We start from the raw sequence: 26,046 nt of genomic DNA, 5'->3' as shown, positions 1-26,046 counted from the left end.
CTCACCAGGCGGTGTAGCCGCCATCCACAGTGAACATGGCGCCTGTGGCAAAATTCGAATCCTGGGAAGCCAGGAATAGAATCACGTTTGCGATATCAATCGGCTCACCCATTTTGTTCAACGGGGAACGCGCAGCCAGGCCTTTTTTGAACGCTACCGGATCTTCAACAGTTTCAAACATTTTGTCGTAATAACTGGACGCAATCACACCAGGAGCCACGCTATTAACACGAACACCTTCCAGAGCGTGATCCAGCGCCATTGCACGTGTTAAAGCGGCAACGCCACCCTTGGCAGCAACGTAAGCTGCTCGATCCTTGATACCAACTACAGAAATCGTGGATGCCAAGTTTACGACTGCTCCGCCACCTCGCCGAACAATTTCAGGGATTACATATTTTGAACACAGGAACACACCCTTGAGATTGACGTCGATAACCTGATCCCAAGTATCTTCATCAACGGTGACTACCGTGCCCAAGGTGCCGAAGCCAGCATTGTTTACGAGGATGTCGATACCACCGAAATGAGCGACCGCCTTTTCAACCATTGTCTTAACTTCAGCAGCGTTCGAAACATCCGCCTGTACAGCAAATGCTTGACTACCCAGTGCTTCTGCCACGGCCAAAGCTTGCTCGATGTTGCGATCGGCGATAATAACCTTAGCCCCCTCGCTCACAAACAATTTGGCAGTAGCCTCACCAATTCCAGCACCAGCACCCGTGATGAGTGCGACCTTGTCTTGCAATTTCATTGTCCGATTCCTTCAAGTATCGCTAAAGCATCATTGGTTAGATTTCGCGGCAAAACCCTGCCGTCTCACGCCGGCGAGTAATACTTGGCTTTTGCTTTGGTAAGGGGAGCAACTCCACGAATATCGTCAGCAATCTTTTCCGCCATCATGATCACTGGAGCGTTGAGGTTACCGCTCACAATCTCCGGCATGATCGAAGCGTCAACGACCCGAAGATTTTCAATGCCATGCACTCGTGCCCGTGCATCGACAACACTCATCTCATCTGTCCCCATACGGCAGGTACACGAAGGGTGATAGTTGGTGCCGGCAAGACCACGCAAGGCCTGAAGAATTTCTTCGTCGGTCTGAACTGATGGGCCAGGCGTGACTTCTTCTCCACGGTACGGATCCCATGCAGGCTGGGATACAACATGTCGAATAGCCTTCACCGCGGCTACAGCGTCATCGCGATCTTCTTGAGTCGAAAGGAAGTTGAAAATGAATTTCGGGGCTGCGAGTGGATCTGCAGAACCCAGCCATACGCGGCCTGTACTGGTAGGGCGCATCAGGCTGAAAAAGTATTGAAAGCCGTTCTCCAGCTTGACGCTGCCATGTTGGAACTCACCCAGCATAGGGATAAATTCGAACTGCACATTCGGCACCTTAACATCGTCGTTAGTGCGAATGAACGCACCGACCTCGAAGAAGTTGGTAGCACCGAGCCCCTTTTTGAACAGTGTCCACATCGCGCCCAGCTTGAGCTTTCCGATGGGAGTGAGTTGCTTGGCGATAGAAACGTTTTGAGTGGCTCGGTACTGAACAGGAGCTGCAATGTGGTCTTTCATGCCTTCGCCCACGCCCGGCAGATCCGCAACGCACTTGATACCGAACTCAGCCAAGTGTTCAGCATCGCCAATACCGGACAGCATCAGAAGGTGCGGTGAATGAATAGCCCCTGCACACAAGATCACTTCTTTGTTGACGCTTAGGACTTCGGGTTTCCCGTCCCTCTGGAAATGAACTCTAACCGCGCGTTTGCCTGCAAATTCTATTCGGGTGACTTGAGCTTTGTCGCAAACATGCAGATTTTCGCGATGTTTATTCGGATGGATATACGCTTGCGAAGTGCTCCACCGAATGCCCTTGTGCACATTCCGCTGAGTGATGTGAACACCCTCCTGGCGGTACGCGTTGTGATCCTGCATGTAGGGATAGCCTGCCTGCACGCCTGCCTCGATAAATGCCTTGTAAAGAGGGTTGTTTGCTGCGCATGTTTGGATGTACATCGGGCCAGAATCGCCACGATAGTCATTGCCGCCCTGGTCGAACGTTTCCGCCTTACGGAAGTACGGCAGACACTCGTCGTAACTCCAACCTTTCAGACCCATTGCCGCCCAGTTATCGTAGTCCCATGGATTACCACGAACCCAGTTCATTCCGTTGATGGAAGACGAGCCACCCAATACCCGTCCACGAGCCTCGTAGATGGTGCGGCCATCCAACTCCTTTTCTGGCTCCGAGTGGATGTACCAATTGAAGCGATCATTCATCAAAGGAAAGCCTAGGGCGGCAGGCATTTGGATGAAAATGCTCTTATCTGACGGCCCAGCCTCCAGCATCAAAACGGATCGACCCTGATCCTCCGAAAGGCGGCCCGCTATTACACTACCAGCGGATCCGGAGCCGATGACGATGTAGTCATAGACATTGGAGATGTTACGCCCATTGATATCACGCATTTTTTCACCTGGAGGTCGGTTAACCGCGGCAATCACCGCTGTAATCGTTTACAAACTAAAGCATAGAATAACAAAAATAATCGTCTCGGGAAGACCATTACAATTTTTCTGCATCTGTTGAATCCTACTTAGCAAATGGCATGCCTGATTGGAGAAGGGCAGAAATTTCTTGCCGCAAACCCTTTGTAGACGATCCAGCCCTACTCAAGACGCACCGAAATGCTAACCCTTGAAGTGTTACCGCACCCAATCCATGCGAAATTTGGTAACGTTTTCTGCAAAGGATTACATTGACGGAGTACTGCGGACGATACGCAGCGAGACCCCTTCGTAGCCGATTAGGTTGATTATCATCCGTCCGGCCTCTGTCAGATGGGCCTCCTCCCGCTCATTGATCATGTCGATCACCACTCCATGGCTGATACCGGGCAAATGGACATCTTCGGTGATAGGTTCTGGGACGAAATTCAATGCCGTAACCTGAATGCCCTTCCCTGCTGGCAGCTCATGCACCATCAACAAACGTGACGGAATTGCGACGTTCGGAATAAGGATCTGGCGGCTACTTGCGATTGAGTAAGCTTGCCAAAACGCCAATATCTTTTTAACCATGGATGCCAACGATTCCGGGCGTTGATGCTGTTCTGTAGATTTCCATAGAGGGATCGGGCGCGTGGCATCGAGTCATCTGTGGTCACAGCATTGTAAATTGCCTGACCAGCCACGCGGTGTAATTTTCGTCTAGCGGCGCTATCCATCGCTCTCACAAATTTTCGATTTGCTCGGGACGTGGAGCCATGTTCCGTAGATAAAACAGTACCTAACAGTTGAGGGTGAAGACCGAATGTAATCGTTCGCATTTTTTTGATGCGGTAAAGAGCTGAATGTCGCAAAATCGGATCATATAGCCTTGGGGAACAACCCCAAGGAGCGAGAAGCAGTGTTGAGCGTAATCGATATCAGTGCCGTCCTGAACTCTGCGTCTTCAACTACGTGCGCCATCAAGAGGTATATGTGTGAGTATTCAGCGAAAACCATCGGGACGTGTGAACGTCACTGATGTTGCAAAAGCTGCAGGTGTTTCGGTGGCGACCGTGTCTCGTAGCTTCAACCTACCCCATCATGTTCGAGATGATGTTCGGGAAAAGGTCTTACAGACGGCCAGCAAAATGGGGTACACACCCAACTCCGCGGCCAAGGCTTTGAGGCTCCAAAAGACTAACGTCATTGGCGCAATCATCCCTACACTCGATCACTCGATCTACGCAACGATGGTAAAAAGCTTCCAGGACAAACTCGCCGAGTATGGCTATGTCGTATACGTGCTGAGCTGCGGGTTTGATTCAAACTCGATTTACGAGAGCGTAAGGCTTCTAGTGGAACGTGGAGCTGAGGCTTTGCTGATTGTTGGCGACGTTGCTGATCCTGACCTGACTCGCTACCTCAAGGAATACCGCATGCCCGTGGTATGCACATATTCCTATTTCGAGGACAGGTCTTTCCCATTCATCGGCTTTGACAATTACCAGGCCACAAAGCAATTGACCGAATACTTGCTGGGGCTTGGACACCGAAATATGGCAATGCTAACGGGCCCCATGCAAGGTAATGATCGCCAACAAGCACGTCACACTGCATTTCTGGATGCGCTAAAGGAACACAAATCCAAGTGCACTCACTTCACCTATGAAAGTGCCGGCGGGTACACCATCGAGTTTGGAGAGAAGACGCTTCGCCGAATCCGCCTGGAATGCCCTGAGGTCACTGCCGTCATTTGTAACAGTGATGTCATCGCTTTTGGGGTGCTGTCAGCCTGCAAAAAAATGGGTATTGATGTGCCTAGAGAAATGTCGGTCGTGGGCTATGACAATCTTGAATTCGCCGAGTATCTGGAGCCACCGCTGACGACTCTTGCAATACCCGCAGGAGAAATGGGCCTGCGTAGTGCAGAAGCACTGATCGCGAATCTAAAAAATGGAACTGAAATCAAACCGTTGCTGCTCGGAACGCAATTGATGATCCGTCAATCCAGCCACTCGATCTGATCCAACTCCTCAGCTATAAACTTCTTATCCGCTGCCGGCCATACTCGGCCGGCGGACGCCAACACCTGTAGGTCATTTACTCCCCCGCATCATCCCCCTCAGTCACTAAAACCCTTCCGAGTGCCAAACTGGTGTAAGCGTCCGCCAAACACACCTTGCGCAATTGGCCGGGCGCCCATCTAACCATCTCGATACCTTTATTCTCGTTTTACTTCAGTTGCTTCTCAAAACGAATGTCACCTTCCGGCAGGTTCTTCACAGGCCGCCAGCCAAGGTTTCTATAGAATCCGCTCGCACGGCTTGCTTCAGCGGTTTCTAACCATATCTTCTGATGGCGTTGAAATAGAAAAGACTCTGCTTTATGCATCAGATTGCGCCCCAACCCGTACCCTTCGAACTCCGGCAAGACGAAGACCGCGAATACGCAACCATCTTCAATATCGACCATCGAAAAACCGACTGGAACACCACCTACTTCCGCGACCCAAGCGCACGGGGTATCTGAAATTGCCTGACTTATCGCTTCAGGCGTTATGCCTATCTCCGTTAATTGATCTTGAGAAAAGTGATTTTCCCGAACACTGGTTCGAATCTTAAATATCGCATCGATATCGGCAAGTTTGGCAAGCCGGATTACTGTGTCCATGGCATTTTCCTTTTTTCTATCCGTGTGATGAAAGCATCCTCACATACCCGGGCAAGGGTGGTTCCAATTGTGTGGCAACAACTCCCCAATCTCACTCGCCCGCTGTGTCGGCAGTCGTGTCAGCACATCCTTCAGATATGCATACGGATCATGCCCATTCATACGCGCCGATTGGATCAGACTCATGGACGCCGCTCGACCAGCGGCTGGAGTCGCACGCCGGTTTGCCCGACCCACTGGGCTAAGGTCGAGCCCGCAATTGCCAGCCCGGCGCGTCCAAAGATTTTCTCCTGCCGGTACAGCGGCAAGTGATCGGCAAACTTGGCTACCATCACGTGGGCCAGCAAGCCTGCGGTCGGGATACCTTTGTCGATAACCTGCGCCGGCACCGGCGCATGCCCATCGGCTCGGTCGCGAGCCAGATTGCATCGATGCGGATCATTGAGCGACAGCCCGAATAAATTGCGCGCAACCCTCAGGATCCGAGGTTGGCCATTTCACCGTGATCACTTGCCCGGCCATGGCAACTCGATGATCACTGACGCTTCTGCTGGCCGTTTAGGTGCGGTTTTTAACGGGACGAAGGCTGGCAGCGAGGTTGTTGTCGGAAGGTGAGTTCGCCGGACGCTTACAAACTGGTTGTAAATGGGCCTTGACGGAGTCCTGAGCAAGCTGCTAAAAATAAATGAAATCGATTACATTGATATGTAATCGATTTCATAAAAAATACAAAAACCATTTGCGTCGCCTTCATTGCTGATCTGCCCCTCCATCCAACAACAACCATTACGGTACGGGAAGATACATATGACATACCAAGGGACAACTACGTCCGCCCCCCCCACGCTGCGCAAAGCAATCATTGCCGCGGCGATCGGCAACTTCATAACCTGGTTTGAATACGCCTCATACGGTTTCCTCGCCTTAATCCTGGGAAGAGTGTTTTTTCCAGTGAGTACCCCATCGGCAAGTCTGCTCGCAACGTTCGCAGCCTTCGGGATCTCCTTTCTTATGGCACCGCTAGGTGCACTATTTTTTGGCCGGCTAGGTGACAGGGTCGGCCGGAAAAAAATTCTGGCAAGTGTCATCCTGCTGATGTCCGGATCGACCTTCGTTATTGGCTTATTGCCAAGCTACGCGGCTATTGGCGTTGCCTCTCCCATCCTCATGGTGATCATGAGGATGTTGCAGGGGTTCGCTTCAGGCGGAGAACCTGGCGGGGCTGCAACCTTCTTGGTTGAATCTGCTCAACTCGGGAAGCGCGCGTGGACAGTGAGCTACTGGCACTGCTCAAGCTTTCTCGCCAATGCAGTTGCATCAGCATTCATCCTCAGCCTCACTGCATTGATCAGCGAGGAAGCGCTGCAGAGTTGGGGGTGGAGGATTCCATTCTTGATCTCGGGTGTGCTGGGCGTTGTTGCGTTTTACATACGCTCCCAACTTGAAGACACCCACGCGTTCAAGACCATGCAGGAGACCGAAGGCGTTAGTGAGGCGCCCATTACTGAAGCAATTCGTCATCACTGGCGTCAGATCCTGCAAACTGCTGGATGCATCGCTCTTCAAGGGGCCGCGTTTTATTTCATTTTTGTTTACATCGAGACGTACCTCAAAGTGCAACTGGGACTTAGTTTCCTTCAGGCCTCAGTCTCTAACGTCACCTGCCTTTTCCTGGCCTCAGTGAGTATTTTCATTTTCGCCAGAATCTCTGATCGCATCGGTCGCAAACCTGTTCTGCTACTTGGTGCACTGCTGTGCACACTGGCGATTTATCCGATCTTCTTGGTGTTCTCAACTGGTGTGTTCGGCCTGATTGTGATGGGACACGCAATTTTGGGTATTTGTCTTGCTGTCTTCATGTCGGCATCAGGCCCTGCACTGGTAGAAATTTTCCCTACACGCGTCCGCTACGCCGGCTTTTCGATCGGATTCAATCTTTCGGTCGCGATCTTCGGCGGTAGTGCTGCGTATGTCGCAACCTTCCTTATTGACTTCACCGGCTCGCCACTGTCCCCCGCCCTTCTAGTACTGACGACTGGGATCATTGCAACACTGAGCGTGCTAACGCTGAAGGAAACTGCCGGATCGAAAATCGATATGGCCAACCAACAACAGCACTCCCCCCTGTTTGCAGGCGCCAAACGGCACTAAGTATCGTCCCCATGTGCGTGAAACCGCGCACTTTTCTATCGCTTCAAGAGGTCATTATGAGCAGTAAGAATCGCCTACTTCACGAACGCCTCGCAGCAGTGGTCAGCACCCTGCGTCATGGAGAAATGGTTTACATCGCCGACGCTGGTAGTGGCACCGCGGCTGCGAGCTTGGTGCCACTGTCACCCGAAGTTGAGGTCATTGACGTTGCAGTATCTACAGGCTGCCCAACAGTCGCAGATTTGCTCCAAGTACTGTGGGAAGTGGGGGACTTTGAAGCAGCTTTCGTCACTGAAAATATGCGTCAAGCAAACCCTTCAGCTCGTGATCGGGTTGAAGGATTGACAGGCCCTGAGCATATCCACGAACTGCGTTATCTTCCGGAGTTCTATGACCTGCGTAACCGCTGCAAGGTGTTTGTCCAAACAGGTGATTATGGTGTCCACAGCAATGTGATTCTCGTCGCCGGATACCCTAGCCCTCCAATCCCCGTTGAGTGGCTGACCTCACCAACCTGGTATGAAGACTTGCGTCAAGCGCAGAACAAGAAGGTCTGAAAGTATGCCATTTCACCACGATACACACGGTAGCTTTTACTACCGGCATTGGGACTGTGAGACGCCACGCGCTGCTGTTTTGTTGTTGCATGGTTTTGGTGAACACAGCGGTCACTACCACCGGTTCGCTGCAGCACTCGTACACGCAAACTTTGATGTCTGGGCGCTTGATCATGTGGGACATGGGTTAACAGGTGGGATATCTGGCCGCTTCGACTCCATTGATCAGTTGTCCGCCAATGCGAAAAGCCTCGCTGGCCTTGTTCGACACTTGCACTCGGGGCTACCGCTAGTAATTTGTGGACACTCCCTGGGCGGTATCACTGCGGCAAGTCTCGCACTGGAGTTAAGGCCCGAGCCCGTGGGCATTGTACTGACTGGGACTCCGTTCGAAGGCCTGCCTGTTATCGGCGGTGAGATCGAACTGATCATGTCGCAAGATCCAAGCTACTTGGATGCACTCCAACATGATGCGTATAAGTTCGACACTGGCCCAGCAGAACCCTTGTTGTGGGAAGCGATTTCGGCGAAGACCAAGCCTCTGAAAACAGGCTTGGCTCAGCTAAGGGTTCCAGTTCTACTAATCAATGGGCAGCACGATGTATTCGCTCCGCCGGCACTGGCCCGAGCGTGGGCCAAGACAATGCCCATTGCGAGCGCTATCGAGATACCCGGCGGCTACCACGACATCCCTAACGACTCTTCCCATCGCAAGGTGATGAGTCATGTGGTCGCCGCGATAGAAAACTGGCTTTCTCTGGCCACGGCTAAAGACTCCCGAGTGCCTGCGCACCCGGCTGTTTCGTAGTCATTGTTGCTCATGCGCTGACCTTCAGGCCGGACATATCTCGTCCGGCTTGACCTCCTGCTAACGCATTGCCCATTGAACCGAATCATGACGGTCGATTTTTCGTGGGCGCTCTTCTACCTGAACACCACCAAGGAAGTGCTGAAGTGAAGTTGATTAATCAGAAAACGCAGCTACGACATCTGGGACTATTTTTGCTGGCCCTTACACCTTTCTCAAATGTCATGGCCGCAGAAGCATTTGCTACTGACTCACCATGGATGACCGGCGACTGGGATGGAAAGCGTACAGAGCTTTCTAATCGCGGTTACAACGTCGCGCTTGGCTATACGAATGAGATCGGCTGGAACGAAGCTGGTGGGTATAACCGCGATCGAACGGCCGTTTATGCCGATGAAATATTGGTCAGTCTGGGGATGGATCTTGAGAAAATCCTGGATTGGAAAGCTGCTTCGGTGCAGTTGATTATTACAGATCGCAATGGCGAGGACATCACGTCGCAACGCGTGATTGACCCCAGAAGTGGGCAGCTTACATCTACTCAAGAGGTATGGGGGCGTGGATCGATATGGAGGCTTGCGGAACTCTCCTACCGCCAGCGCTATATGGATGGAGCAATAGACATGAGGGTCGGACGCTTCGGCCTGGGAGAGTTCGGCGAGTTCCCCTGCGAGTTTCAAAACTTGCTCTTCTGCGGCAATACTGGAGGTTCAAGCACCGGCACGGTTTGGTACAATTTTCCTGTAAGCCAGTGGGCCCTGCAGCTCAAGTACAACTTCAACCATGAGTGGGCATTACAGGGCGGCATCTTCGAGCAGAACCCGTCGCTTCAAGAAAACGATAACGGCTTCAAAACCAGTTTTTCGGGCGACAAAGGCGTAATCCTCCCCCTCGAAGTCATCTTCAAACCCCAGCAATCATTCTTCGGATTAGCTGGCGAATACCGTGCAGGCATGTTCGTTTCAACGGCTGACGCAGACGATGTATTCCTCGGCGCTGACGGTCAGCCTCAGCCTTTCACGCCTGGAGGCGGATACAAAAGGCACAGTACTCGTGAAGGCTATTGGACAGTTGCACGCCAGCACATTGCGCACATTGCCAATGATCCTAAACGACCAATCGAAGTGTTCACGCAAGCTCACTTCAATGACAAGGATACAACCTACATCCGCAGCTCTATCAATCTAGGGCTTACGTCAATGGGTACCTTCGCGGCACGTCCAAAAGATGAGATCGGCATAGCAGTCGGCCGTATCGAGGTGAACTCTCGGTTCACCGATAGACAGCGCATGGTGAACGCGCTCAATGATGAAACCAGTTACGACAGCCCTGGCTTTATCCCGATTCAAAAGAAGGAGTACAGCGCAGAACTGTTCTACGGAGTACAGGTTACGGATTGGTTGATGGTCAGGCCCAACGTGCAGTATCTGAAGCATCCGGGTGGTGTCGAAGAGGTAGATGACGCCGTTGTGATTGGGTTAAAAATTCAAACGAAAATATAGGGTTCAATCACCCTCATTCCAGCTGCCACGCCGCAGGGCATCACACGCATGGCTTTCCCTACTCAAAGGGTAGGCCGTGCGTAGTGGCAACTCCCCTTTTGGCACAACACCTGTTCCGTTGCGGCCCTTAATTACTCCCGGCGACATTCGTATAGTGACCTCACCGTGATGCGCTGGAACACCGGCGCAATGATGACTTTCTGATTACGAGTGAAGCGAAATGAACTCTGCATTTAAACCTGCCCAAAGCGTCGGGCTAGCTGCTCACGAACTTGAAGCCGAATATTTTGAGTACAGCAAAGCGGCAAATCCAATCAGTGCAAATCTGATCAGCCAAATTCCTTACCACTGCTTTCCATCATCGCTATACGAATCTGGCCCATCGCGAGTAATCCCTCTCGACCTCAGCGAATCTTTGGGGTGCGAAGGCCCCGCCACTGGCCCAGGCTTGTGCGCAAACTTCATCAGGCTCAACACCAACGATACGTTGAACCTCGCTCCCAACGCGACGTCACAAGTGTTGTACGTGATAGATGGCAACGGAAGTCTGAGTTATGGGGATCAAGCCTTCGACTGGACAAAAGGATGCTTTATCGCGTTGCCCGGAATGCATCCCACCGAGATCAAGGCATCGTCGGACACTCGCTTTTACTACGTGCATGATGAGCCGTTGCTCCGCTATTTGGGTGTTAAGTCTACTGAAGACCGCTTCAATGCGACGCTTTATCCTGCGGAAGTGGCAAACGCAAAACTGCGTGAAGCAGCCGATGATCCCCGCGCTCAGGACCGAAGCCGCATCAGTATTTTGCTGGGCAACCGCAATTTTCCGCAGACTCGTACTGTGACCCACGTACTTTGGGCTATGTACGGAATTTTACCGGCGGGCTCCATTCAGAAACCTCATCGACACCAGTCGATCGCTCTGGACTTCATCATTGATTGCCCGGAAGGTTGCTACACATTGGTAGGGACTGCCTTGGACAGCAACGGTCAAATCCGCAATCCGACGCGAGTTGACTGGGCGCCTGGTCTGGCGTTTGTGACACCGCCCGGTTACTGGCACGCTCACTTCAATGAGTCCGATACCGAGGCCTATCTGATCCCAATTCAGGACGCCGGGCTGCAGACTCATTTGCGTTCCCTAGACATCCGATTCAGCTAACAAAAAGCCCCGGTTTGCGTTGCTAAGCTGGGGCCGATTGTTGCCAATAGGGCGGATCACCAATCAGCTCGACAATAAAATCGATGAAGCAACGAACTTTCGAAGAGACTATTCGCTTAGGCGGATAAATAAGCCACAGTGAAGCAGGAGTCGGAGCGAGCTGGCAGCTCCATTCGGGCATCCATCGGATTAATTTCCCCTCTTTCAGACTCTCCGCCACCAGCCAGCTCGGCAGTAATGCCATCCCCAACCCACTCTTCGCAGCTATCAACTGCGCATCCAGGTCGTTAATTCGCACCTCTGTCTTTAGCATCACTTCGACTCTCTCATCCGCACGAACGAATGCAGCCTCGAAAGAGGATGCCCATGCGCAAATTAGCGGATACGCGTCCAGATGATTAGGAGTAACAGGAGACTCATGTCTCTCAGAAAATGATGGGCTCACGCACATCACCATCTGCTCCTCCGCAATTTTTCGTGCCTTCAGGCCAGAGTCGGGAAGAACGCCGATTCTGATAGCTAGATCGACGCCCGCATTGATCAAATTCACTTGCGCGTCTTCCAGCGTAAGATCAATTTTGATCTCCGGAAACTTCTCAAGAAAACTACCCAGGACTGGCAGTAAATGGTGCCTGGCAAATGCAGGCGGCACGTTGAGCTTAAGTACGCCCCTAGGGTGCTGATTAAGGGCTGAAGTTGCCGCCTTGGCAGTTTCCAGCTCTGCAAGCACCCGTCGTGCGTGATGAAGGAAGGTCTGACCACCCTCGGTCAAATGAAGAGTCCGAGTAGATCGATTGAACAAGGCGATGCCGAGATCCTGCTCAAGATCCTTGATATAGCGCGATACCGTGGATGCCTTTATCCCGAGCCGCTCCGCAGCTCGAGAAAAATTGTTGCCATTGGTTGCTTCAACAAATGCCGTTAGTGCCGCGAGATAATCCAAAACCATCCCCTAAGAATCGGAAATGATGCCTTCGGCTAACGAGGCATGAGGCTGACTTACCGAACAAAATCAAGCCGAACGCAGCAACCGAGCCTGTGCACCGCGACGATCAATTCTGGTCTTTCGCAGATGACTGCTCATCAGCATCATGAACGCAATCACAGGAACTATCATCGCCATTTTTAGACCCACCGAGTCCGACATAAAGCCAATTACGGGTGGGGCCAGCAGGAAACCAGCGTATCCCAAAGTGCCGTTCATGGCTAAACCCAAACCTGGAGCTCCAGGGTATGCACGACTCGCTTGACTATAAAGCAGGGGGGTCATATTCGACAGTCCAATCCCCACCAAGACAAACCCAGCGATTGAAGTCCCGGGTTGAGGTATGAGTATGGCAAGCACCAAACCCAAAGCTCCTACCGCCCCAGACGCTGTAAGCACCCAGTTAATGCCAAATCGGCGGATCAAAAAATCACCCGATAGACGCCCAATGGCCATTGCCAGACTGAAAGCACCAAAGGCGAAAGCAGCGATATTAGTGCTGCTATGGCTCACATCGGTCAGGTAGAGCGAGCTCCAATCAATTACCGTGCGCTCGATGAACAATGCCAGAAACGTCAAACCAGCAATGCACAGCAACAATCGGTTTGGCCAGGCAAAGCTCTTTTGCTCCGCAGCCCTCTCACCAACCGTCACATCTGGCTGGAGATTTCCAAGCGATCGTGCAACAACTAATGTCGCTACTGCCATCAACGCTCCGGCGATGGAAAGGCACTGAATCACACCGAGCTTATCCGACAATAACGTTGCAACTGTGGATGCTCCAGCTAAGCCCCCAATGCTGAACACGGCATGAAAGGAAGACATCAACGGGCGCCCTTTTTGCGCCTCGATCACCGCGCCATGCGTGTTCATCGAAACATCTAGAATGCTATTGGTTATGCCCAGTATAAAGATTGTTGCTGCTAGAGCGACTGCCGAGTCTGCCGCAGCACAAAGTGGGAGCGACAATGCCACTAAAAGGCCGCCCATCAGAAGAGTTTTGCGACTACCCAAGCGTGTAACCAGAACTCCAGCCAAGTACATCGTCAGCATGGTTCCTGCTGCAAATGCACTCAGAGCAAAGCCTAGCTCCGAGTCTGTGAGGGCTAACGCCTGTTTCATACCTGGTATGTTTGTCGCCCAGATTGCCAGCACCATGCCGTTGACAAAAAACATTACAGACGTGGCTACCCTGGCCCGCCCTAAAACCTTGGAATTCAACATCGTTACCTCTTAGATATCCAAACGCGGCGATGCCTACGAAAGCACTGCCAAACCGACGACGGTGATAGTCATTCAGATGCGAAAATGGCATCAATCTCGACTTCGAGCGGTGTGCTCGGCGAGAGATGCGGTAACACAGCACGTTTTGTTCCAACGGATCGAACCACTGGTCAAAAAGGCAGGGATCAAGAGGCGCTCGACGAGAGCTGGGGTAGGACTTTCGAAAATAGCAGGCACGGCTTTCTCCCCTGAGAATTATTTTTACTAGAGGGGTTAAATATCGACTACAGATTAGATCGCAAGCAAAAGCTAGTCTGAAAACGCTCTGGTCGTAGGCGGTGATTGGGCAAGCGAGCCACTAATGAAGTGGCTCACAAAAAATCACCAGGCAGTGTAGCCACCGTCAACGGTGAACATTGCGCCCGTGGCAAAACTTGAGTCATCAGACGAAAGGAACAGGATCATATTCGCGATATCGATCGGCTCACCCATCTTGTTGAGGGGGGAACGGGCTTCTAGACCTTTCTTGAACTCTATTGGATCTGGAACGTTTTCAAAAATTTTGTCGTAGTAGCTTGAAGCGATAACTCCAGGCGCCACGCTGTTCACACGCACACCTTCCAACGCGTGATCAAGTGCCATGGCTCGCGTTAGCGCCGCAACGCCACCCTTGGCAGCCACATATGCAGCGCGATCTTTAATACCGACTACAGAAATGGTCGATGCCAGGTTAACTACTGCTCCACCACCGCGGCGTACGATTTCTGGAATTGCGAATTTAGAGCACAAGAACACGCCTTTGAGGTTGACGTCGATAACCTGATCCCAAGTGTCTTCTTCCAAGGTAACGACTGTTCCCAGCGTTCCGAAACCTGCGTTGTTAACCAGAATATCCAGCCCACCAAAATGCGATATGCATTTTTCAACCATTGCCTTCACTTCCACAGCAATTGCCACATCAGCCTGCACAGCAAAAGCTTGCGGGCCGATTGACTCTGCCACCGCAAGCGCAAGCTCAATGTTGCGATCCGCGACCACTACCTTTGCGCCCTCACGCGCAAACAATCGAGCAGTTGCTTCACCGATGCCAGCACCTGCGCCAGTAATCAGGGCTACCTTGTCTTTCAGTTTCATCACATGTTCCTCAAATAAATCTCGATATGCCTGAATACTTGAGCTGGAAACCCTCATCAATGCGCTGATCGACTCTTCAACTCAATGCTCCAGCCCTGCCGGTGACGCAAAGAAGGCTGATATTTCTGGCAAGCTAGTAAACGATTACAGAGCAAGCCAGACGATACCAAAAAACTTTCCGCTTCGCGACACCGTTGTGTGCCGATCCATCGGATGGTGTTATGCCGGCTGGCGAACCGCTTCACACGGACGATTAGCTTTGTAACGAGCGTAACCAACGTAAAGCACCGCTGGAACAATCAGAGCTGGCACCCAGGAAACGTCTGCCCCAATCATTTTCGCGAAATAGCTGTGGTAGAACGACATATCCATAAACGGCACAGTTGAAGCCACACCAATCAAGAAAATCACCATGGTGGAGACGTTGTATTTACCGTAGGAGCCGCCGACGTTGTACATGTCCTCCACGATGTACTTGCCCTTTTTGACCAGATAAAAGTCAGCCAGATTGATCGAGCTCCAAGGCACCAGGAAATAGATCTGTGCGATAAGGATGTCGGCAAAATAGGCGTTGAAGTCGTATTGGGTAGCTATCGCGATAGCGGTTGCTGCCACCGCTGAGAAGCCCATTGCGATGAATTTAGTTTTGCGGCTGATCCGCGTCATACCGCGTAAACCTGAGAAAATAGTCATTGCGGACATGTAAGCGCTATAGAGGTTAAGCGAGTTGATCTCCAGAACACCTAACACGACGACCACCATTGCTACCTTGCCCCATGGGCCGAAGAAGCTGGCGATCGCGTTACCTGGATTAGAGGTAACGTCAGTGAACATCGTGGCCAGGACAGCACCTAACAACATCACCAAACCAGCTCCGAGAAGGTTGCCCACATAGCTAAACCAGAAGGTTTGCTTGCTTGAAATATTCGCAGGTAGGTATCGGGAGTAATCCGCAACGTATGGGCCGAAACCAAGTGTCCAGGATGCGGCTTGAGTTACAGTCAGTGCAAACGCAGCCAGAGTAAAGCCTTGGTTTAGATCTATGGCACCTACCGGCAACGGATTCTGGAGTGCGAGCACTGCGACCACCAAAAAGATGATCCCGGAAAGAGCTGACATGATCGCCCCAAGACGGTGAATCAGCTCATAGCCAATGAATCCGATGATGAAGGACACCAGTCCAAACAGAACGATGGCGGTGTTATCACCTACATCCATGAAGGATTTGATCGCATCCCTCATCACCACCCCATTGGCGGCTGTGAACAAGATGAAGGAAAGATAGTTAATCAAAAGCGGAAATCCGGCCCCTAAGACGCCGAACTGCGCACGACTTTGAATCATTTGAGGGATGCCCAGGTGTGGCCCTTGGGTCGAGTGGGCAGCCATGAAAACCGTTCCGATGGCGCAGCCCAAAATTAGCGCGATACACGTCCAGGCCAGACTCAAACCAGCGACGATACCCAAGGTACCTACAACAAGCGTTGTTACCTGCATGTTGGCACTGAACCAGATGGTGAAGAGTCGCCGCGGATGCCCGTAACGTTCAGACAGGGGAACAAATTCAATGCTTCTTTTTTCGATGTCCATCATTGGCCTCTCTTTGGGCACAAGTCCGCGCATTGGCTAAGCGGCTGTGGTGGCGCTCTCGTCACCGAGAACGATTAGTGGGGGCAGCTGCAATGTAATGGATTACAAAGAGACTGCAAAAAAAGGCCATCCACTCAGCACGCCTCCGACGCTATCGCGTTGGTAACCTTGAATCTCCCCTGGCCGCGTGCTGATGTTCAGGCCTCCTGTAAAGGATTACAAAGCAGCGTTCATGCCAACATTTTATAACATCGCTGTAACGTCAGGCGATAGGCCATTCAGGCCTTCGAAGCTATGGAAACTGCCGAAAACATTAGCCGAAATCAGATACACCATGTCTGCTTTAGTAACACCAGTGTTTCCTTAGCTCTCACATGGAGAGCTCCAATTTGGTGCGGACATTTTCTTTATGTCCGATACGAGAGCATTTGGTCTTTCTTCTGATAGCCAGTATTTCCGGGAGCTTGAGCAGAAATAAAGCGCTTGCCGACCACAAGCCAATCTGTGCTACACCAAGAGCATTGTAATCGTTTACCGACCAATAGCTTGATGTCATCTTCTGCGTTCAGAACCAAAAAAAAGCGCCTTTAAGGGATCCAGTGCGTCGGGCGTTGTTCTTCGCCAAAAGCTGATACTCGTCGAAGGTGAGTCGACACCACACGGCTAACAACACGTGCCCTGCTGCGGGAAAGCAATGCGCTCACAGTCGATGAAACGGATGGGCTCCGCTACCTGGTCCAGGCTTTCACCGATCTGCTCAAGAGACTCGTTATTTCTCTGGACGTCTTTCCAGCACTCTCGACTCACCGAGAGGCATTTTTCAGCAGCTCGGCCGCGAGAATGGAGAGGCTGCAGAAGAACGGAGCTTGTGAACAACTACATCGCCCACTTGTTAAATCGTGTATTTCGCTATCTGGCACCTAGCATTGAAATAGCATGAATATCACTTGCTTTGCTCAAGCCTGGCTCTTGGCTTCATGGCGCCGACATAAACTGGCCATCGACTGTTTCATCAGTCAGCAATCGAGCCAGAAATCAGAGCGTTTGGTCTTTAGTCCTTTGGACAGACACTTATGATCGCAACTCCCAGAGACGTTACGTTTTACAAACGTTGTCACTGAAGGACGCGATAAATCTCGGAAACCACCTGCGCGGTTGCGTGTTCGATGGTGCCTTCATTGCGGCATAACACCCAGCCTTGATCGGCAATCGCTTGCTCGAATGCCTCGGTACTCGCGACTTGCTCCTCCAGTTTGTGCATCACAGTGCTGCTGAGCCCACGCCCGCGTGTCGCTGCCCTCCTCCATGAGATATCAGGGGCGGTGACAACACCGACATGCAGGTCGGGCACTTGTACGTTGCGAGCAATGTTCAGCTGCAGAATCTCTGCAAAGGGGACTGTCCGACGAAACGCGGCATCCGACGGGTACCAGCGATCAATCAGGATGATGCTGTCTGCTGGCTGTTGGGTCAGCACGTGCCGGGAGATCCAGGCACGGCTGTCAGCGAAGCGTTCACAGACCTCTAATTCCAAATCCCGGTCAGGATTTCTGACGAGCCTGTTTACGAGGGCCATCGTTTCAGCCCTGTAGGGATCACTTTTTTTCTCGCAAAGTCGGATCACCTTAAGGTTGTCCGCCCTCAGTACTTTGGTAACGGCCTCCAGCAGAGTGGTTTTACCGGTTCCCTTGGGCCCATCCAGAGAAACAAACAGCGGACGATTCATACTTCACATAACGATTGAAAATGGGTGAGCACTCTACCCGGTTTCTGGCCTTGGCTTCTGGGATTACCCGGTTTGCGTCTTTAAGACCACCTCTCAGATGTTCATTCCTTGGCTGCTGCCATTGCGCCCTGATGCGCCACCCGCAGGAATGCTTGCACCGCTCCGCTGGTTTCGTTCACCCGGCTGATCAATAACAGATCGGCCTGCGGCTCAACGTCATCAAACGTTCGATAGATAAGACCGGGAATCGAGACTTGAATCAATGGGGTCGGCACCAGCGCTACACCCATGCCTGCCGCCACCAGCGCCAGAACGCTCAAGGTGCTCGTGGTGCGCTGAACCTTGGGCTCGCGTCCCAGCGCCTTGCGTAGCGCGGCGAGCATATGTTCATCCGCACCGTGCGCGGCATAAACAATCAGTGACTCTGCGCCGAGCATGGGGACACACAAGGGTTGCTGGCTTGCCAATGGATGATCCTGTGGCATTGCCACGACTAACGGCCAGGTGCCGATTCGCTCGAACACCAACGCATCATCCAATGCCTGCTGACCGTGGCTCGGTGCGTAACCCAGATCCAGTTGGCCGTTCTGAATGGCTTCAACCTGCAGGTGCGGTGCCAGCTCGCGCAGGATGACCTCTGCATCCGGGTAGGCACTGCGAAAAGCCCGGACATCAGCCATGAGGCGGCCGCTGAATACGGCGTTGCCTGCGAAGCCGATGCGCACAGTACCCATCTCGCCGCGCAGCGAACGTTGCACTGTGCGCCGGGCATGTTCGGCCTGTTCGAGAATGCGTTGTGCCTCGGCTCTCAGCAACACGCCCGCCTCGGTCAACTCCACGCGACGGCTGGTGCGCAAGAACAGCAAGCCACCCAGTTCTTCCTCCAGCGCCCGGATCTGCATGCTGAGGGCGGACTGAACAATGTGCAGTCGTTGGGCAGCCCGGCCGAAATGGCCTTCTTCAGCGACCGCCAGGAAGTAACGCAAATGACGCATGTCCACGATCGTCTTATCCCATCAGATTTAATGATCAATCGTTCATTTCAATCTATTTGAAGTTATCTGTCGATGGGCAGACTCTCGGTTGAACACCAACACTGACTGCCAAGGATTCACATGCTGACGTATCTGGAAGACCGCCAACAAATTACTGACTTGATCACTGGCTGGATCCATCGCGACCTGGGCCAATGGGACGACCTCGCACAGCTTGCCCATCCGGATGGCGTGATCGAAATCACCTGGTTTGAAGGACCGTTTGCAGAGTTCGTCGAGGGCTCGAAACGCATGGGTCAATCGGACCTGCGCACCAAACATCTCATCGGTACACCAGTTGTGAGTTTCAACGGCAACAAGGCGATTGTCGAAACCAACGCAGTGATTGTGGCTGAAAATATTTGCCTGGGACTCGGTTGCAGCGTGCACAACCGCTTTTACGACCTCGTCGAAAAACGCCACGGGCAGTGGAAGCTGATCAAGCGTCAGAGCATCTACGACATGGGCAGCTTCACGTTCCCCCAGGGGCTGGTCGAGGTCGATCGCGAGGCCGTGGCGCGTTATCCGCGCGAATACGCGCCACTTGCGTACCTGCTCGAGAAAAGCGGCTTCCCGCTCAACCGTTTGTTTGCCACTCGTGGCAGTGAACTTGAACAAGCGATGCGCAAGCAGGCTGGCGAATGGCTCGCCGACTAACACTCTTTCAATAACTTCAATGCTGGATATGCAACCGATATCCACCGACGTTTCTTGATGTCCGAACACCGCCATTACCGAAAAATAATTACAACAGAGGTATTTGCTTGTGAACAATCAACTCGACATCGGCGCGGTCGTTGAAAAAAGCCGCTTGAGCGGCTTTCAACTACTGATACTGATTCAATGTTTCCTGTGCATGGTCGTCGATGGGTTCGATATCCAGGCCATGGCCTACGCGGCCCCCAGCCTGATCGCAGACTGGGGTATTGCCAAGGGTAATCTCGGCCCGGTATTCAGTATCAGCATGCTCGGCATGTTGATCGGTTCACTCGCACTGGGCTCGGTGGCTGACCGTGTCGGTCGACGTCCGGTGTTGATCGGCGCTTCCTTGGTCATGGCCATTCTGATGTTCTTCACGGCCCATGCCACGACCGTCGATCAATTGCTGGCCTTACGTTTTTTCACGGGGCTTGCCATGGGGGCAATCGTGCCCAATGTGGCAACACTCGTGACGGAATACGCGCCGCGACACAACCGTGTGATGTTGCTGACGCTGGTGTCTTCCGGGATGGTCGTTGGAGGCTTGATTGGCGGTGCCATCGCGGCCGCGCTGATTCCGCTTTACGGCTGGCAAGCGGTGTTTTATCTCGGCGCCGTTGCCCCGTTGTGTGTCGGTTTGTTCATGCTCGCGGCCCTGCCCGAGTCGCTGCAATGGTGTGTATTACGCGGTCGCCAACTTGAACGCGTAAAAGCCATTCTGCTGCGGATCGACCCCTCGCTGCAGATCACCGAACACACGACGTTAGTGATTACAGAACCCCGCAAAAAGGGTTTTTCGTTAGCGCTGTTGTTCGCGGACGGGCGGATGCGCGGCACCTTGCTGTTGTGGCTGATCAACTTCATGAACATGCTGTGCGTTTACTTCCTTGCCTCATGGACGCCGGTGTTGATGAGCGGCGCCGGTCACTCACCGTCCCAAGCCGTGCTCGCCGGTACGTCGATGTGGCTGGGGGGCCTGGCGGGTGGTTGGCTGCTGGGATGGTTTGTTGACCGCTTCGGATTTGGAGCGGTGCTGGCTCCAACGTTTATCGTCTCTGCGCTGGCCATCCTGCTGTTCAGCCACTTTTATGCGTCGATCAACATGGCTTACCTCGCCATTGCCGTTGCCGGTTTCGGCATTCTCGGAGGGCAAGCGGCATTGAATGCACTGACCGCTACGTTTTACCCGACGGCTTTGCGAGCAACAGGTACCGGATGGACCCTGGGAGTCGGGCGTCTGGGCGGTATTTGCGGGCCTTTTGTCGGCGCCACATTACTTAATCTGAACTGGGCGACAAGTGATCTGCTGGTCGCTGCCGCCATCCCGGCAATGATCACGGCGCTGGGGATTATTGTGTTCTGGCGGGCCCATAGAACCGCCGCAGTACCTGCAACTCGCTGACAGCGCAACGTTGCGGCCAGCGTTGGCCGCTTAACCATAAAAATAAGAGAAACCCATGAAAAACATTAACGTTAAATCGTTGGGTGCGGTTCTGGCTGCCCTCGTAACGGGTCACTGCCTGGCAGGTGAACCCACGGACATTGGTGAGGGCACCGTATTCCGGGGGTTGTTCGGTGACTCGCTGGAACGTGATTACGGCATCAAGGTGTCGGGGCTGCTCGATGGCGGCTACTCGCGCAATAACAATTCATCCCGCGATGACCGCAAGTCCGGACAAACCAATACCCCTATTGCCGGTTTGTCTGACGAGGGGTTTGAACTTGCCACCCTGCACCTGTTCGCGGACAAGGCCTTGAAGGCAAACTTCATTCCGCGCCTCACACCATTGCCAGGGCCAGCGCCCACTGAAGTGTCCTTTGGCTTTACCCTCGAAGCTGCCTACGGGCGCAACGCGCAACAGGCGCGGACGTATGGGTGGGACATGCACTGGGGGATCAACTCGCCAGGCGATGATGACCCCGATAAGGCACGGCGCGATAAGCAGAACTTTCTGGCAGTGCCCAACATGGCGGCCACCGCCTACTTTCCGTATGCCGGCGGCTTCACCGCAATGGCCGGGATCTTCGGCTCGGGACTGGGTTACGAAATTCCGCCCAACGTGCGTGCCGCGCGTAACCCGTTTGCCAGTCGTTCCTACGCGTTCATGACCCAGTCCGGTGCGGTCTCCGGTTTTTTACTGGGTAAGCGACTGGTCAATAATCAAAGTATGTTGTTGGGCATGGAGTTAGGCGTGATCCAGGGTCAAGGGAACTTGCGAGACAACAACGACAGCAAGGCGATTCTCGGCGCGCTGCGTTGGCGTACGCCTGACATGAATACCTGGATCGATTACGAGTTTCTGGTCGGTGATTCTCAGAGCGACAGTAATGACGTACAAACGCCGCGCGGTCGCGTGATCTCTGCGGACGGCCAGTTCAAGCAGCAGCACTCACTCAATGGCTGGCATCGGTTTGACGAGAAATGGTCAATGGGCGCCGAAATGGTCTACGGCCATCAGGACGGTGACGGCAAAAGATCGACAGTCGACATCATCAGTGGCCCAGGCTTTGATGGTGCGCATTGGTGGGGAGTCAACGCTGTATTGACCTATCAGCAACGCAAGAACTTGTCGTTCTCTGTGCGGGCCGAACATTTCGACGACCCGGACGGTTTCGTCCTGTTCCCCTCCTCCACATCCCGAGGTGCGTTCAATGCCCTGACCGCGGGCGTGCGCTACGACTTCAATAAGTACCTGACGCTACGCCCGGAGCTGCGTTATGACTGGTTCGACGGTCGCGATGACGCCCGTCCATTCGGCCAGGGTGATGCGCGCAATCAACTGACTGGTACCGTGGAAGCGTTGGTGTATTTCTAACAGTCTCTGCAGCGCCATCGCCGATATGCCCTCGGCGATGGCTGCCAACGCGGGTTAAAAGTAGTTCAGTGATTTATCCGAGTTATTGTCCCGCACGTTGCGAAACAGTGTGCCCTCACCCGGTTTCTCGGGTTCATCGGCGTAGCAGTTGACAATCGCGAAGGCGGCCAAAACCGCGCCAAGCGCTTTCACTTTGACGTTTTTCATTTTTTTCTCTTGTTCTTATTCTCAGATGCCCACCTCTAAAGGTGGGCGGATAGAACGGGCAGGCGTGATTAGAGGTTGGTGGCCTGGAAGCTGATCTGACGCCAGGTGTTATCACGGCGCAACCAAACCTGAGTGGTGATCACATCCATCTCCCTTTGCTCACCTGTGGCGCGAAACTCGATGCTTTGCTGCAAACGCCCGGTGGCCACCGCCACGTCGCTGTGAACCTGCACTTTGAAGTCCTGGCGTTCAACGCGCAGAAAACGAATGCCGCTCTCGACCAGGCGCAGATACGCTGACTTGTCGTCTACTTGACCTGTCGCGTGGATATGCACCAACTGGTCATCGACCAGTTCGCCCAATGCGACGACATCGCCGTTCATCAGTGCATGACAACGGGCATTTTCCAGTTGAATGATGGTGTCCGTGATGAGCTGTTGATTCATGAGTGTCACTCCTCCAAGGGGATAGCAACGGCGGGCTCAAATTTCGTTGCGCACTGTATTTTCGATCGCATTGAGCCCGTCAATTTCGACACGTACCCGATCGCCATTGCGCAGCCATCGTGCAGGTTTGAAACCGGCGCCGACGCCTCCCGGGGTCCCCGAGAAGATCACATCACCCGGTTCCAGCGTCATGACCTTGGACAGATGCTCGATCTGTTGGTAGCAATTGAAGATCAGTTGGCGAGTGTTCGAGTCCTGGCGCTTTTCGTCATTGACGAAGCAGCGGATGCCCAACTGATGGGGGTCGTCGATTTCATCTGCCGTGACAATCCAGGGACCGAACGGCGCGTGAGTATCAAATGACTTGCCGAGGACGAACTGCGAAGTACGCAGCTGCCAGTCACGAACGCTGACATCGTTACCCACGCAATAACCGAAAATCGCCTGCTTCGCCGATTCCGCGCTGAGGTGCCGGCAGCGCTGACCGACGATGAAAACCAATTCGGCTTCGTAATCGAGTGCCTCGGAAACTTTTGGCAGGTCCAGCGGCGCATAGGGTCCGTTGGCGCTGGTCGACATCTTGGCAAACCACAACTGATCGGCTGGTAGGTCCATGCCGGACTCCTCGACATGGTCGGCGTAGTTCAGGCCGATGCCCAGAATCTTGCCGGGCCGAGGCACCGGCGCCAGCAACGTAACCTGGTGGAGTGCAATGCCGGCCGATCCGCCACATGCCAGTTGCAACAACGACTCGCGCCATGTGCTCCACATCGAAATCAGCTCGATCATTGTGTCTGGGGCCGATTCAAGGTGCTCAGCGACGGGAATGACGCGCTCCCCCACCACGAGTCCGATGGCCGGCGGTTTGCTGCCAATTTGAAAGGTACACAACTTCATGGGACTTACCTCTTCTTCGGGCCGTTGGATTCACCGGTTGCGCAAGTACCGACCGCGCACAGTTCAGCGTCGGTAGCACCGTTACGCCACAGCGCGGCAAGTGCGTCAGGATCGAATTCGACACCAATCGGATTGTTGGCGAACGCTTCGGTTTCGAAGTACGCAGCCGCATCGCTTTGCTCGGGAAAGTTGTCCACTTGCAACTCGATGTTGTTGCCTTCCGGGTCGCTGTAATACAGCGAAGTGGTTGGCCCATGGTTGATGCTCCAGACCGGAAGAATGCCCAAGGGTTTGAGTCGTTCATAAGTACTGAGCAACTCGCCAATCACCCGGTAGCTGTAGGCAATGTGGTGCAGTCCCGCGACCTCGACACTCTTGCCCGGCAGGTGCGGGCTATTGAAGAAGGCGAGACGGTGATGCTCATCGTCGTAAGCGAGGAAAGTTAGCACCGGATCCTCGAACACCAGGTCCGCCTGGAACAACTGGCGGTACCAATCGACCATTTTCTGGCGGTCAGTACACTGAAATACCACATGGGCCATTTTGAACGGGACGATCCGTTCTTGGGTGGAGGTGATCTTGTCTTCGCGTTGCAATGCAGTCATTTTCGTTCTCCTTGTTTTTGTTGTGACGATTCAAATCGAGACCCGGCGGAAGTCCGCCAGCAAATCCACCAGGTGAGCAAGAAAACGTCCGGCTTCGGCACCGTCCACTGCGCGGTGATCCCATGAGAGCGACAACGGCAATTGAAGTCGCGGCTGGAACGTTGAGCCGTCCCATGTCGGTTGCATCGACGCTTTGCCGACACCGAGAATCGCCACTTCCGGTGCATTGATAATTGGTGTGAAGTGCCCTCCACCGATGCCACCCAGCGATGACACCGTGAAGCAGCCTCCACGCATCTGGTCTCCCGAAAGCTTGCCTTCGCGCGCCAGACGCGAGAGTTCGGCCATTTCACCCGCGAGCGCCGCGATGCCTTTCTGGTCGGCATCGCGGATCACTGGAACCACCAGACCATTAGGCGTGTCGGCGGCGAAACCGATATGGAAGTACTGTTTCTGCACGATGTCGTCACCTTCAAGGCTGACGTTGAACTGCGCAAACCGTTGCAGCGCCGCGACGCACGCCTTGATCAGAAACGCGAGCAAAGTGATCTTGGCATCGCCCGCCTTCGCCTCCTGATTGAGCTGGACGCGCAATGCTTCGAGGTCACCGATATCGCTCTGGCTGTGATTGGTGACGTGCGGAATGCTCAACCAGTTGCGATGCAAATTGGCCGCCGAGAGACGTTTGATCCGAGAAGCCTGGCGACGCTCGATCGGCCCGAATTTTGCGAAGTCGACTTCCGGCCACGGCAGCAAATTGAGGCCAGAACCCGCGCCATTCGCCGGCATGGGGTTTGCGCGTTGCGTTTTGACAAACGCCTTGACGTCATCACGCTGAATGCGCCCGCTGGGGTCACTGGCCTTCACTTGATCCAGATCAACTCCCAACTCCCGTGCGAGCTTGCGCACGGCGGGACCGGCCAACGCCATCGAGCCTGTACGCGTACTGTCGCTTGCCGGCATCACGCCTTGAATCAAACTCGGTGCCGGTGCGCGCTCCTGCGTTACAACAGCGGTAACGGTTGCCGGTGCCGGTGCGATGGTTTCCCTTGATGCTGGCGCTACCTGCGGCGCATCAATGGCAGATTCGGCAAACTCGACATGCGCGATCACGCTGCCCTTGGAAACGCAGTCACCTGGTTTGATCAGCACTTCACGAATCGTGCAATCTCGAGTGCTCGGTACATCCATCACAGCCTTATCGGACTCCAGCGTGATAAGCGCCTGCTCCACCGTGACTTTGTCACCGGGTTTGATCAGCACTTCAATCACCGGCAAATCCTGGAAGTCGCCGATGTCGGGAACCATGAGTTGTTGCATAGTCAGTCTCCTCGTTC

At 53.5% G+C, this 26,046-nt stretch carries 24 protein-coding genes and 2 pseudogenes; 9 read left to right on the top strand and 17 right to left on the bottom strand.

Annotation, left to right across the window (positions count from 1 at the left end; genetic code table 11):
• Position 1 precedes the first annotated feature (1 nt).
• From ACQR3R_RS07090 to ACQR3R_RS07080, 3 genes are all read right to left on the bottom strand, one after another.
• Entirely contained in the window at positions 2-754 is a 753-nt protein-coding gene (locus tag ACQR3R_RS07090) for an SDR family oxidoreductase (protein WP_428271305.1), read from the bottom strand.
• A gap of 65 nt (positions 755-819) precedes the next feature.
• Entirely contained in the window at positions 820-2,475 is a 1,656-nt protein-coding gene (locus ACQR3R_RS07085; protein ID WP_428271304.1) for a choline dehydrogenase, read from the bottom strand.
• Positions 2,476-2,760: 285 nt separating this feature from the next.
• Complete coding sequence (locus tag ACQR3R_RS07080; protein WP_428271303.1) at positions 2,761-3,087, bottom strand: hypothetical protein; 327 nt, start codon at positions 3,085-3,087, stop codon at positions 2,761-2,763.
• Between the two features lie 404 nt (positions 3,088-3,491).
• Here ACQR3R_RS07080 and ACQR3R_RS07075 point away from each other — a divergent pair, with 404 nt between their 5' ends.
• Complete coding sequence (locus ACQR3R_RS07075; RefSeq protein ID WP_428271302.1) at positions 3,492-4,520, top strand: substrate-binding domain-containing protein; 1,029 nt, start codon at positions 3,492-3,494, stop codon at positions 4,518-4,520.
• Between the two features lie 208 nt (positions 4,521-4,728).
• Here ACQR3R_RS07075 and ACQR3R_RS07070 read toward each other — a convergent pair whose 3' ends face one another.
• The 3 genes and pseudogenes from ACQR3R_RS07070 to ACQR3R_RS07060 form a co-directional block, all read right to left on the bottom strand.
• Positions 4,729-5,166, bottom strand: coding sequence for a GNAT family N-acetyltransferase (locus tag ACQR3R_RS07070; protein ID WP_428271301.1), 438 nt, complete (start codon positions 5,164-5,166; stop codon positions 4,729-4,731).
• Between the two features lie 39 nt (positions 5,167-5,205).
• Positions 5,206-5,364 (bottom strand): annotated as a pseudogene (locus tag ACQR3R_RS07065) (transposase domain-containing protein); the annotation flags it as partial.
• Positions 5,361-5,561, bottom strand: a pseudogene (locus ACQR3R_RS07060) (IS66 family transposase); the annotation flags it as partial. The pseudogenes ACQR3R_RS07065 and ACQR3R_RS07060, both read right to left, overlap by 4 nt.
• Positions 5,562-5,973: 412 nt before the next feature.
• Here ACQR3R_RS07060 and ACQR3R_RS07055 point away from each other — a divergent pair.
• From ACQR3R_RS07055 to ACQR3R_RS07035, 5 genes are all read left to right on the top strand, one after another.
• Positions 5,974-7,317, top strand: a complete 1,344-nt coding sequence (locus tag ACQR3R_RS07055) for an MFS transporter (RefSeq protein WP_428271300.1) — start codon at positions 5,974-5,976, stop codon at positions 7,315-7,317.
• Between the two features lie 56 nt (positions 7,318-7,373).
• On the top strand, positions 7,374-7,874 hold the full coding sequence (locus tag ACQR3R_RS07050; protein WP_428271299.1) for an RbsD/FucU domain-containing protein: 501 nt from the start codon (positions 7,374-7,376) through the stop codon (positions 7,872-7,874).
• A gap of 4 nt (positions 7,875-7,878) precedes the next feature.
• Positions 7,879-8,682, top strand: a complete 804-nt coding sequence (locus ACQR3R_RS07045; protein ID WP_428271298.1) for an alpha/beta fold hydrolase — start codon at positions 7,879-7,881, stop codon at positions 8,680-8,682.
• A 146-nt stretch (positions 8,683-8,828) separates the two neighbouring features.
• Positions 8,829-10,184, top strand: a complete 1,356-nt coding sequence (locus ACQR3R_RS07040; RefSeq protein WP_428271297.1) for a carbohydrate porin — start codon at positions 8,829-8,831, stop codon at positions 10,182-10,184.
• 220 nt (positions 10,185-10,404) lie between these two features.
• Positions 10,405-11,346 carry an AraC family ligand binding domain-containing protein gene (locus ACQR3R_RS07035; protein ID WP_428271296.1) on the top strand — a complete coding sequence of 314 codons (942 nt, stop codon included), beginning with the start codon at positions 10,405-10,407 and terminating at the stop codon, positions 11,344-11,346.
• 22 nt (positions 11,347-11,368) lie between these two features.
• Here ACQR3R_RS07035 and ACQR3R_RS07030 read toward each other — a convergent pair whose 3' ends face one another.
• The 6 genes from ACQR3R_RS07030 to ACQR3R_RS07005 all read right to left on the bottom strand — a co-directional run bounded on the left by ACQR3R_RS07030 (position 11,369) and on the right by ACQR3R_RS07005 (position 19,000).
• On the bottom strand, positions 11,369-12,289 hold the full coding sequence (locus ACQR3R_RS07030) for a LysR substrate-binding domain-containing protein (protein ID WP_428271295.1): 921 nt from the start codon (positions 12,287-12,289) through the stop codon (positions 11,369-11,371).
• Between the two features lie 69 nt (positions 12,290-12,358).
• A complete protein-coding gene (locus ACQR3R_RS07025; RefSeq protein ID WP_428271294.1) occupies positions 12,359-13,555 on the bottom strand; it encodes an MFS transporter in 1,197 nt (398 codons plus the stop codon).
• A gap of 381 nt (positions 13,556-13,936) precedes the next feature.
• On the bottom strand, positions 13,937-14,689 hold the full coding sequence (locus tag ACQR3R_RS07020; RefSeq protein ID WP_428271293.1) for an SDR family oxidoreductase: 753 nt from the start codon (positions 14,687-14,689) through the stop codon (positions 13,937-13,939).
• Between the two features lie 219 nt (positions 14,690-14,908).
• Positions 14,909-16,282 carry a cytosine permease gene (locus tag ACQR3R_RS07015; protein ID WP_428271292.1) on the bottom strand — a complete coding sequence of 458 codons (1,374 nt, stop codon included), beginning with the start codon at positions 16,280-16,282 and terminating at the stop codon, positions 14,909-14,911.
• 1,111 nt (positions 16,283-17,393) lie between these two features.
• The gene (locus ACQR3R_RS07010) at positions 17,394-18,005 is read right to left on the bottom strand and encodes a dTMP kinase (protein WP_428271291.1); all 612 of its coding nucleotides are present in this window, start codon (positions 18,003-18,005) and stop codon (positions 17,394-17,396) included.
• 101 nt (positions 18,006-18,106) lie between these two features.
• On the bottom strand, positions 18,107-19,000 hold the full coding sequence (locus ACQR3R_RS07005) for a LysR substrate-binding domain-containing protein (protein ID WP_428271290.1): 894 nt from the start codon (positions 18,998-19,000) through the stop codon (positions 18,107-18,109).
• 120 nt (positions 19,001-19,120) lie between these two features.
• On the opposite strand from ACQR3R_RS07005, the gene ACQR3R_RS07000 reads away from it, so the two are divergent.
• The 3 genes from ACQR3R_RS07000 to ACQR3R_RS06990 all read left to right on the top strand — a co-directional run bounded on the left by ACQR3R_RS07000 (position 19,121) and on the right by ACQR3R_RS06990 (position 22,554).
• Positions 19,121-19,696: a nuclear transport factor 2 family protein gene (locus ACQR3R_RS07000; RefSeq protein ID WP_428271289.1), complete on the top strand. Its 576-nt coding sequence runs from the start codon at positions 19,121-19,123 to the stop codon at positions 19,694-19,696.
• 109 nt (positions 19,697-19,805) lie between these two features.
• On the top strand, positions 19,806-21,140 hold the full coding sequence (locus ACQR3R_RS06995; protein WP_428271288.1) for an MFS transporter: 1,335 nt from the start codon (positions 19,806-19,808) through the stop codon (positions 21,138-21,140).
• Positions 21,141-21,195: 55 nt separating this feature from the next.
• Complete coding sequence (locus ACQR3R_RS06990; RefSeq protein ID WP_428271287.1) at positions 21,196-22,554, top strand: outer membrane beta-barrel protein; 1,359 nt, start codon at positions 21,196-21,198, stop codon at positions 22,552-22,554.
• A gap of 54 nt (positions 22,555-22,608) precedes the next feature.
• Here the strand turns inward: ACQR3R_RS06990 and ACQR3R_RS06985 are convergent, their stop codons facing one another.
• The 5 genes from ACQR3R_RS06985 to ACQR3R_RS06965 form a co-directional block, all read right to left on the bottom strand.
• Positions 22,609-22,761, bottom strand: a complete 153-nt coding sequence (locus ACQR3R_RS06985) for a hypothetical protein (protein WP_428271286.1) — start codon at positions 22,759-22,761, stop codon at positions 22,609-22,611.
• A 68-nt stretch (positions 22,762-22,829) separates the two neighbouring features.
• A complete protein-coding gene (locus ACQR3R_RS06980) occupies positions 22,830-23,207 on the bottom strand; it encodes a DUF4440 domain-containing protein (RefSeq protein ID WP_428271285.1) in 378 nt (125 codons plus the stop codon).
• 36 nt (positions 23,208-23,243) lie between these two features.
• A complete protein-coding gene (locus tag ACQR3R_RS06975) occupies positions 23,244-24,104 on the bottom strand; it encodes a fumarylacetoacetate hydrolase family protein (RefSeq protein ID WP_428271284.1) in 861 nt (286 codons plus the stop codon).
• Between the two features lie 5 nt (positions 24,105-24,109).
• Positions 24,110-24,709 (bottom strand): VOC family protein, encoded by a 600-nt coding sequence (locus ACQR3R_RS06970; protein ID WP_428271283.1) that lies wholly within the window; start codon positions 24,707-24,709, stop codon positions 24,110-24,112.
• Between the two features lie 30 nt (positions 24,710-24,739).
• Complete coding sequence (locus ACQR3R_RS06965; protein WP_428271282.1) at positions 24,740-26,029, bottom strand: 2-oxo acid dehydrogenase subunit E2; 1,290 nt, start codon at positions 26,027-26,029, stop codon at positions 24,740-24,742.
• Positions 26,030-26,046 lie beyond the last annotated feature (17 nt).

The sequence above is a fragment of the Gordonia sp. IEGM753 genome (genome assembly GCF_050321825.1).
Lineage (GTDB): Bacteria > Pseudomonadota > Gammaproteobacteria > Pseudomonadales > Pseudomonadaceae > Aquipseudomonas.
This window is presented reverse-complemented; position numbering and strand designations above follow the sequence as displayed.

Coding starts and splice junctions, on each gene's coding strand:
- ACQR3R_RS06965 (WP_428271282.1), bottom strand. CDS start 26,029: ATGCAACAACTCATGGTTCCCGACATCGGCGACTTCCAGGATTTGCCG.
- ACQR3R_RS07035 (WP_428271296.1), top strand. CDS start 10,405: ATGAACTCTGCATTTAAACCTGCCCAAAGCGTCGGGCTAGCTGCTCAC.
- ACQR3R_RS06985 (WP_428271286.1), bottom strand. CDS start 22,761: ATGAAAAACGTCAAAGTGAAAGCGCTTGGCGCGGTTTTGGCCGCCTTC.
- ACQR3R_RS07070 (WP_428271301.1), bottom strand. CDS start 5,166: ATGGACACAGTAATCCGGCTTGCCAAACTTGCCGATATCGATGCGATA.
- ACQR3R_RS06990 (WP_428271287.1), top strand. CDS start 21,196: ATGAAAAACATTAACGTTAAATCGTTGGGTGCGGTTCTGGCTGCCCTC.
- ACQR3R_RS07090 (WP_428271305.1), bottom strand. CDS start 754: ATGAAATTGCAAGACAAGGTCGCACTCATCACGGGTGCTGGTGCTGGA.
- ACQR3R_RS06975 (WP_428271284.1), bottom strand. CDS start 24,104: ATGAAGTTGTGTACCTTTCAAATTGGCAGCAAACCGCCGGCCATCGGA.
- ACQR3R_RS07005 (WP_428271290.1), bottom strand. CDS start 19,000: ATGCGTCATTTGCGTTACTTCCTGGCGGTCGCTGAAGAAGGCCATTTC.
- ACQR3R_RS07010 (WP_428271291.1), bottom strand. CDS start 18,005: ATGAATCGTCCGCTGTTTGTTTCTCTGGATGGGCCCAAGGGAACCGGT.
- ACQR3R_RS07045 (WP_428271298.1), top strand. CDS start 7,879: ATGCCATTTCACCACGATACACACGGTAGCTTTTACTACCGGCATTGG.
- ACQR3R_RS07085 (WP_428271304.1), bottom strand. CDS start 2,475: ATGCGTGATATCAATGGGCGTAACATCTCCAATGTCTATGACTACATC.
- ACQR3R_RS07050 (WP_428271299.1), top strand. CDS start 7,374: ATGAGCAGTAAGAATCGCCTACTTCACGAACGCCTCGCAGCAGTGGTC.
- ACQR3R_RS07080 (WP_428271303.1), bottom strand. CDS start 3,087: ATGGTTAAAAAGATATTGGCGTTTTGGCAAGCTTACTCAATCGCAAGT.
- ACQR3R_RS06980 (WP_428271285.1), bottom strand. CDS start 23,207: ATGAATCAACAGCTCATCACGGACACCATCATTCAACTGGAAAATGCC.
- ACQR3R_RS07055 (WP_428271300.1), top strand. CDS start 5,974: ATGACATACCAAGGGACAACTACGTCCGCCCCCCCCACGCTGCGCAAA.
- ACQR3R_RS07015 (WP_428271292.1), bottom strand. CDS start 16,282: ATGATGGACATCGAAAAAAGAAGCATTGAATTTGTTCCCCTGTCTGAA.
- ACQR3R_RS07000 (WP_428271289.1), top strand. CDS start 19,121: ATGCTGACGTATCTGGAAGACCGCCAACAAATTACTGACTTGATCACT.
- ACQR3R_RS07020 (WP_428271293.1), bottom strand. CDS start 14,689: ATGAAACTGAAAGACAAGGTAGCCCTGATTACTGGCGCAGGTGCTGGC.
- ACQR3R_RS07025 (WP_428271294.1), bottom strand. CDS start 13,555: ATGTTGAATTCCAAGGTTTTAGGGCGGGCCAGGGTAGCCACGTCTGTA.
- ACQR3R_RS06970 (WP_428271283.1), bottom strand. CDS start 24,709: ATGACTGCATTGCAACGCGAAGACAAGATCACCTCCACCCAAGAACGG.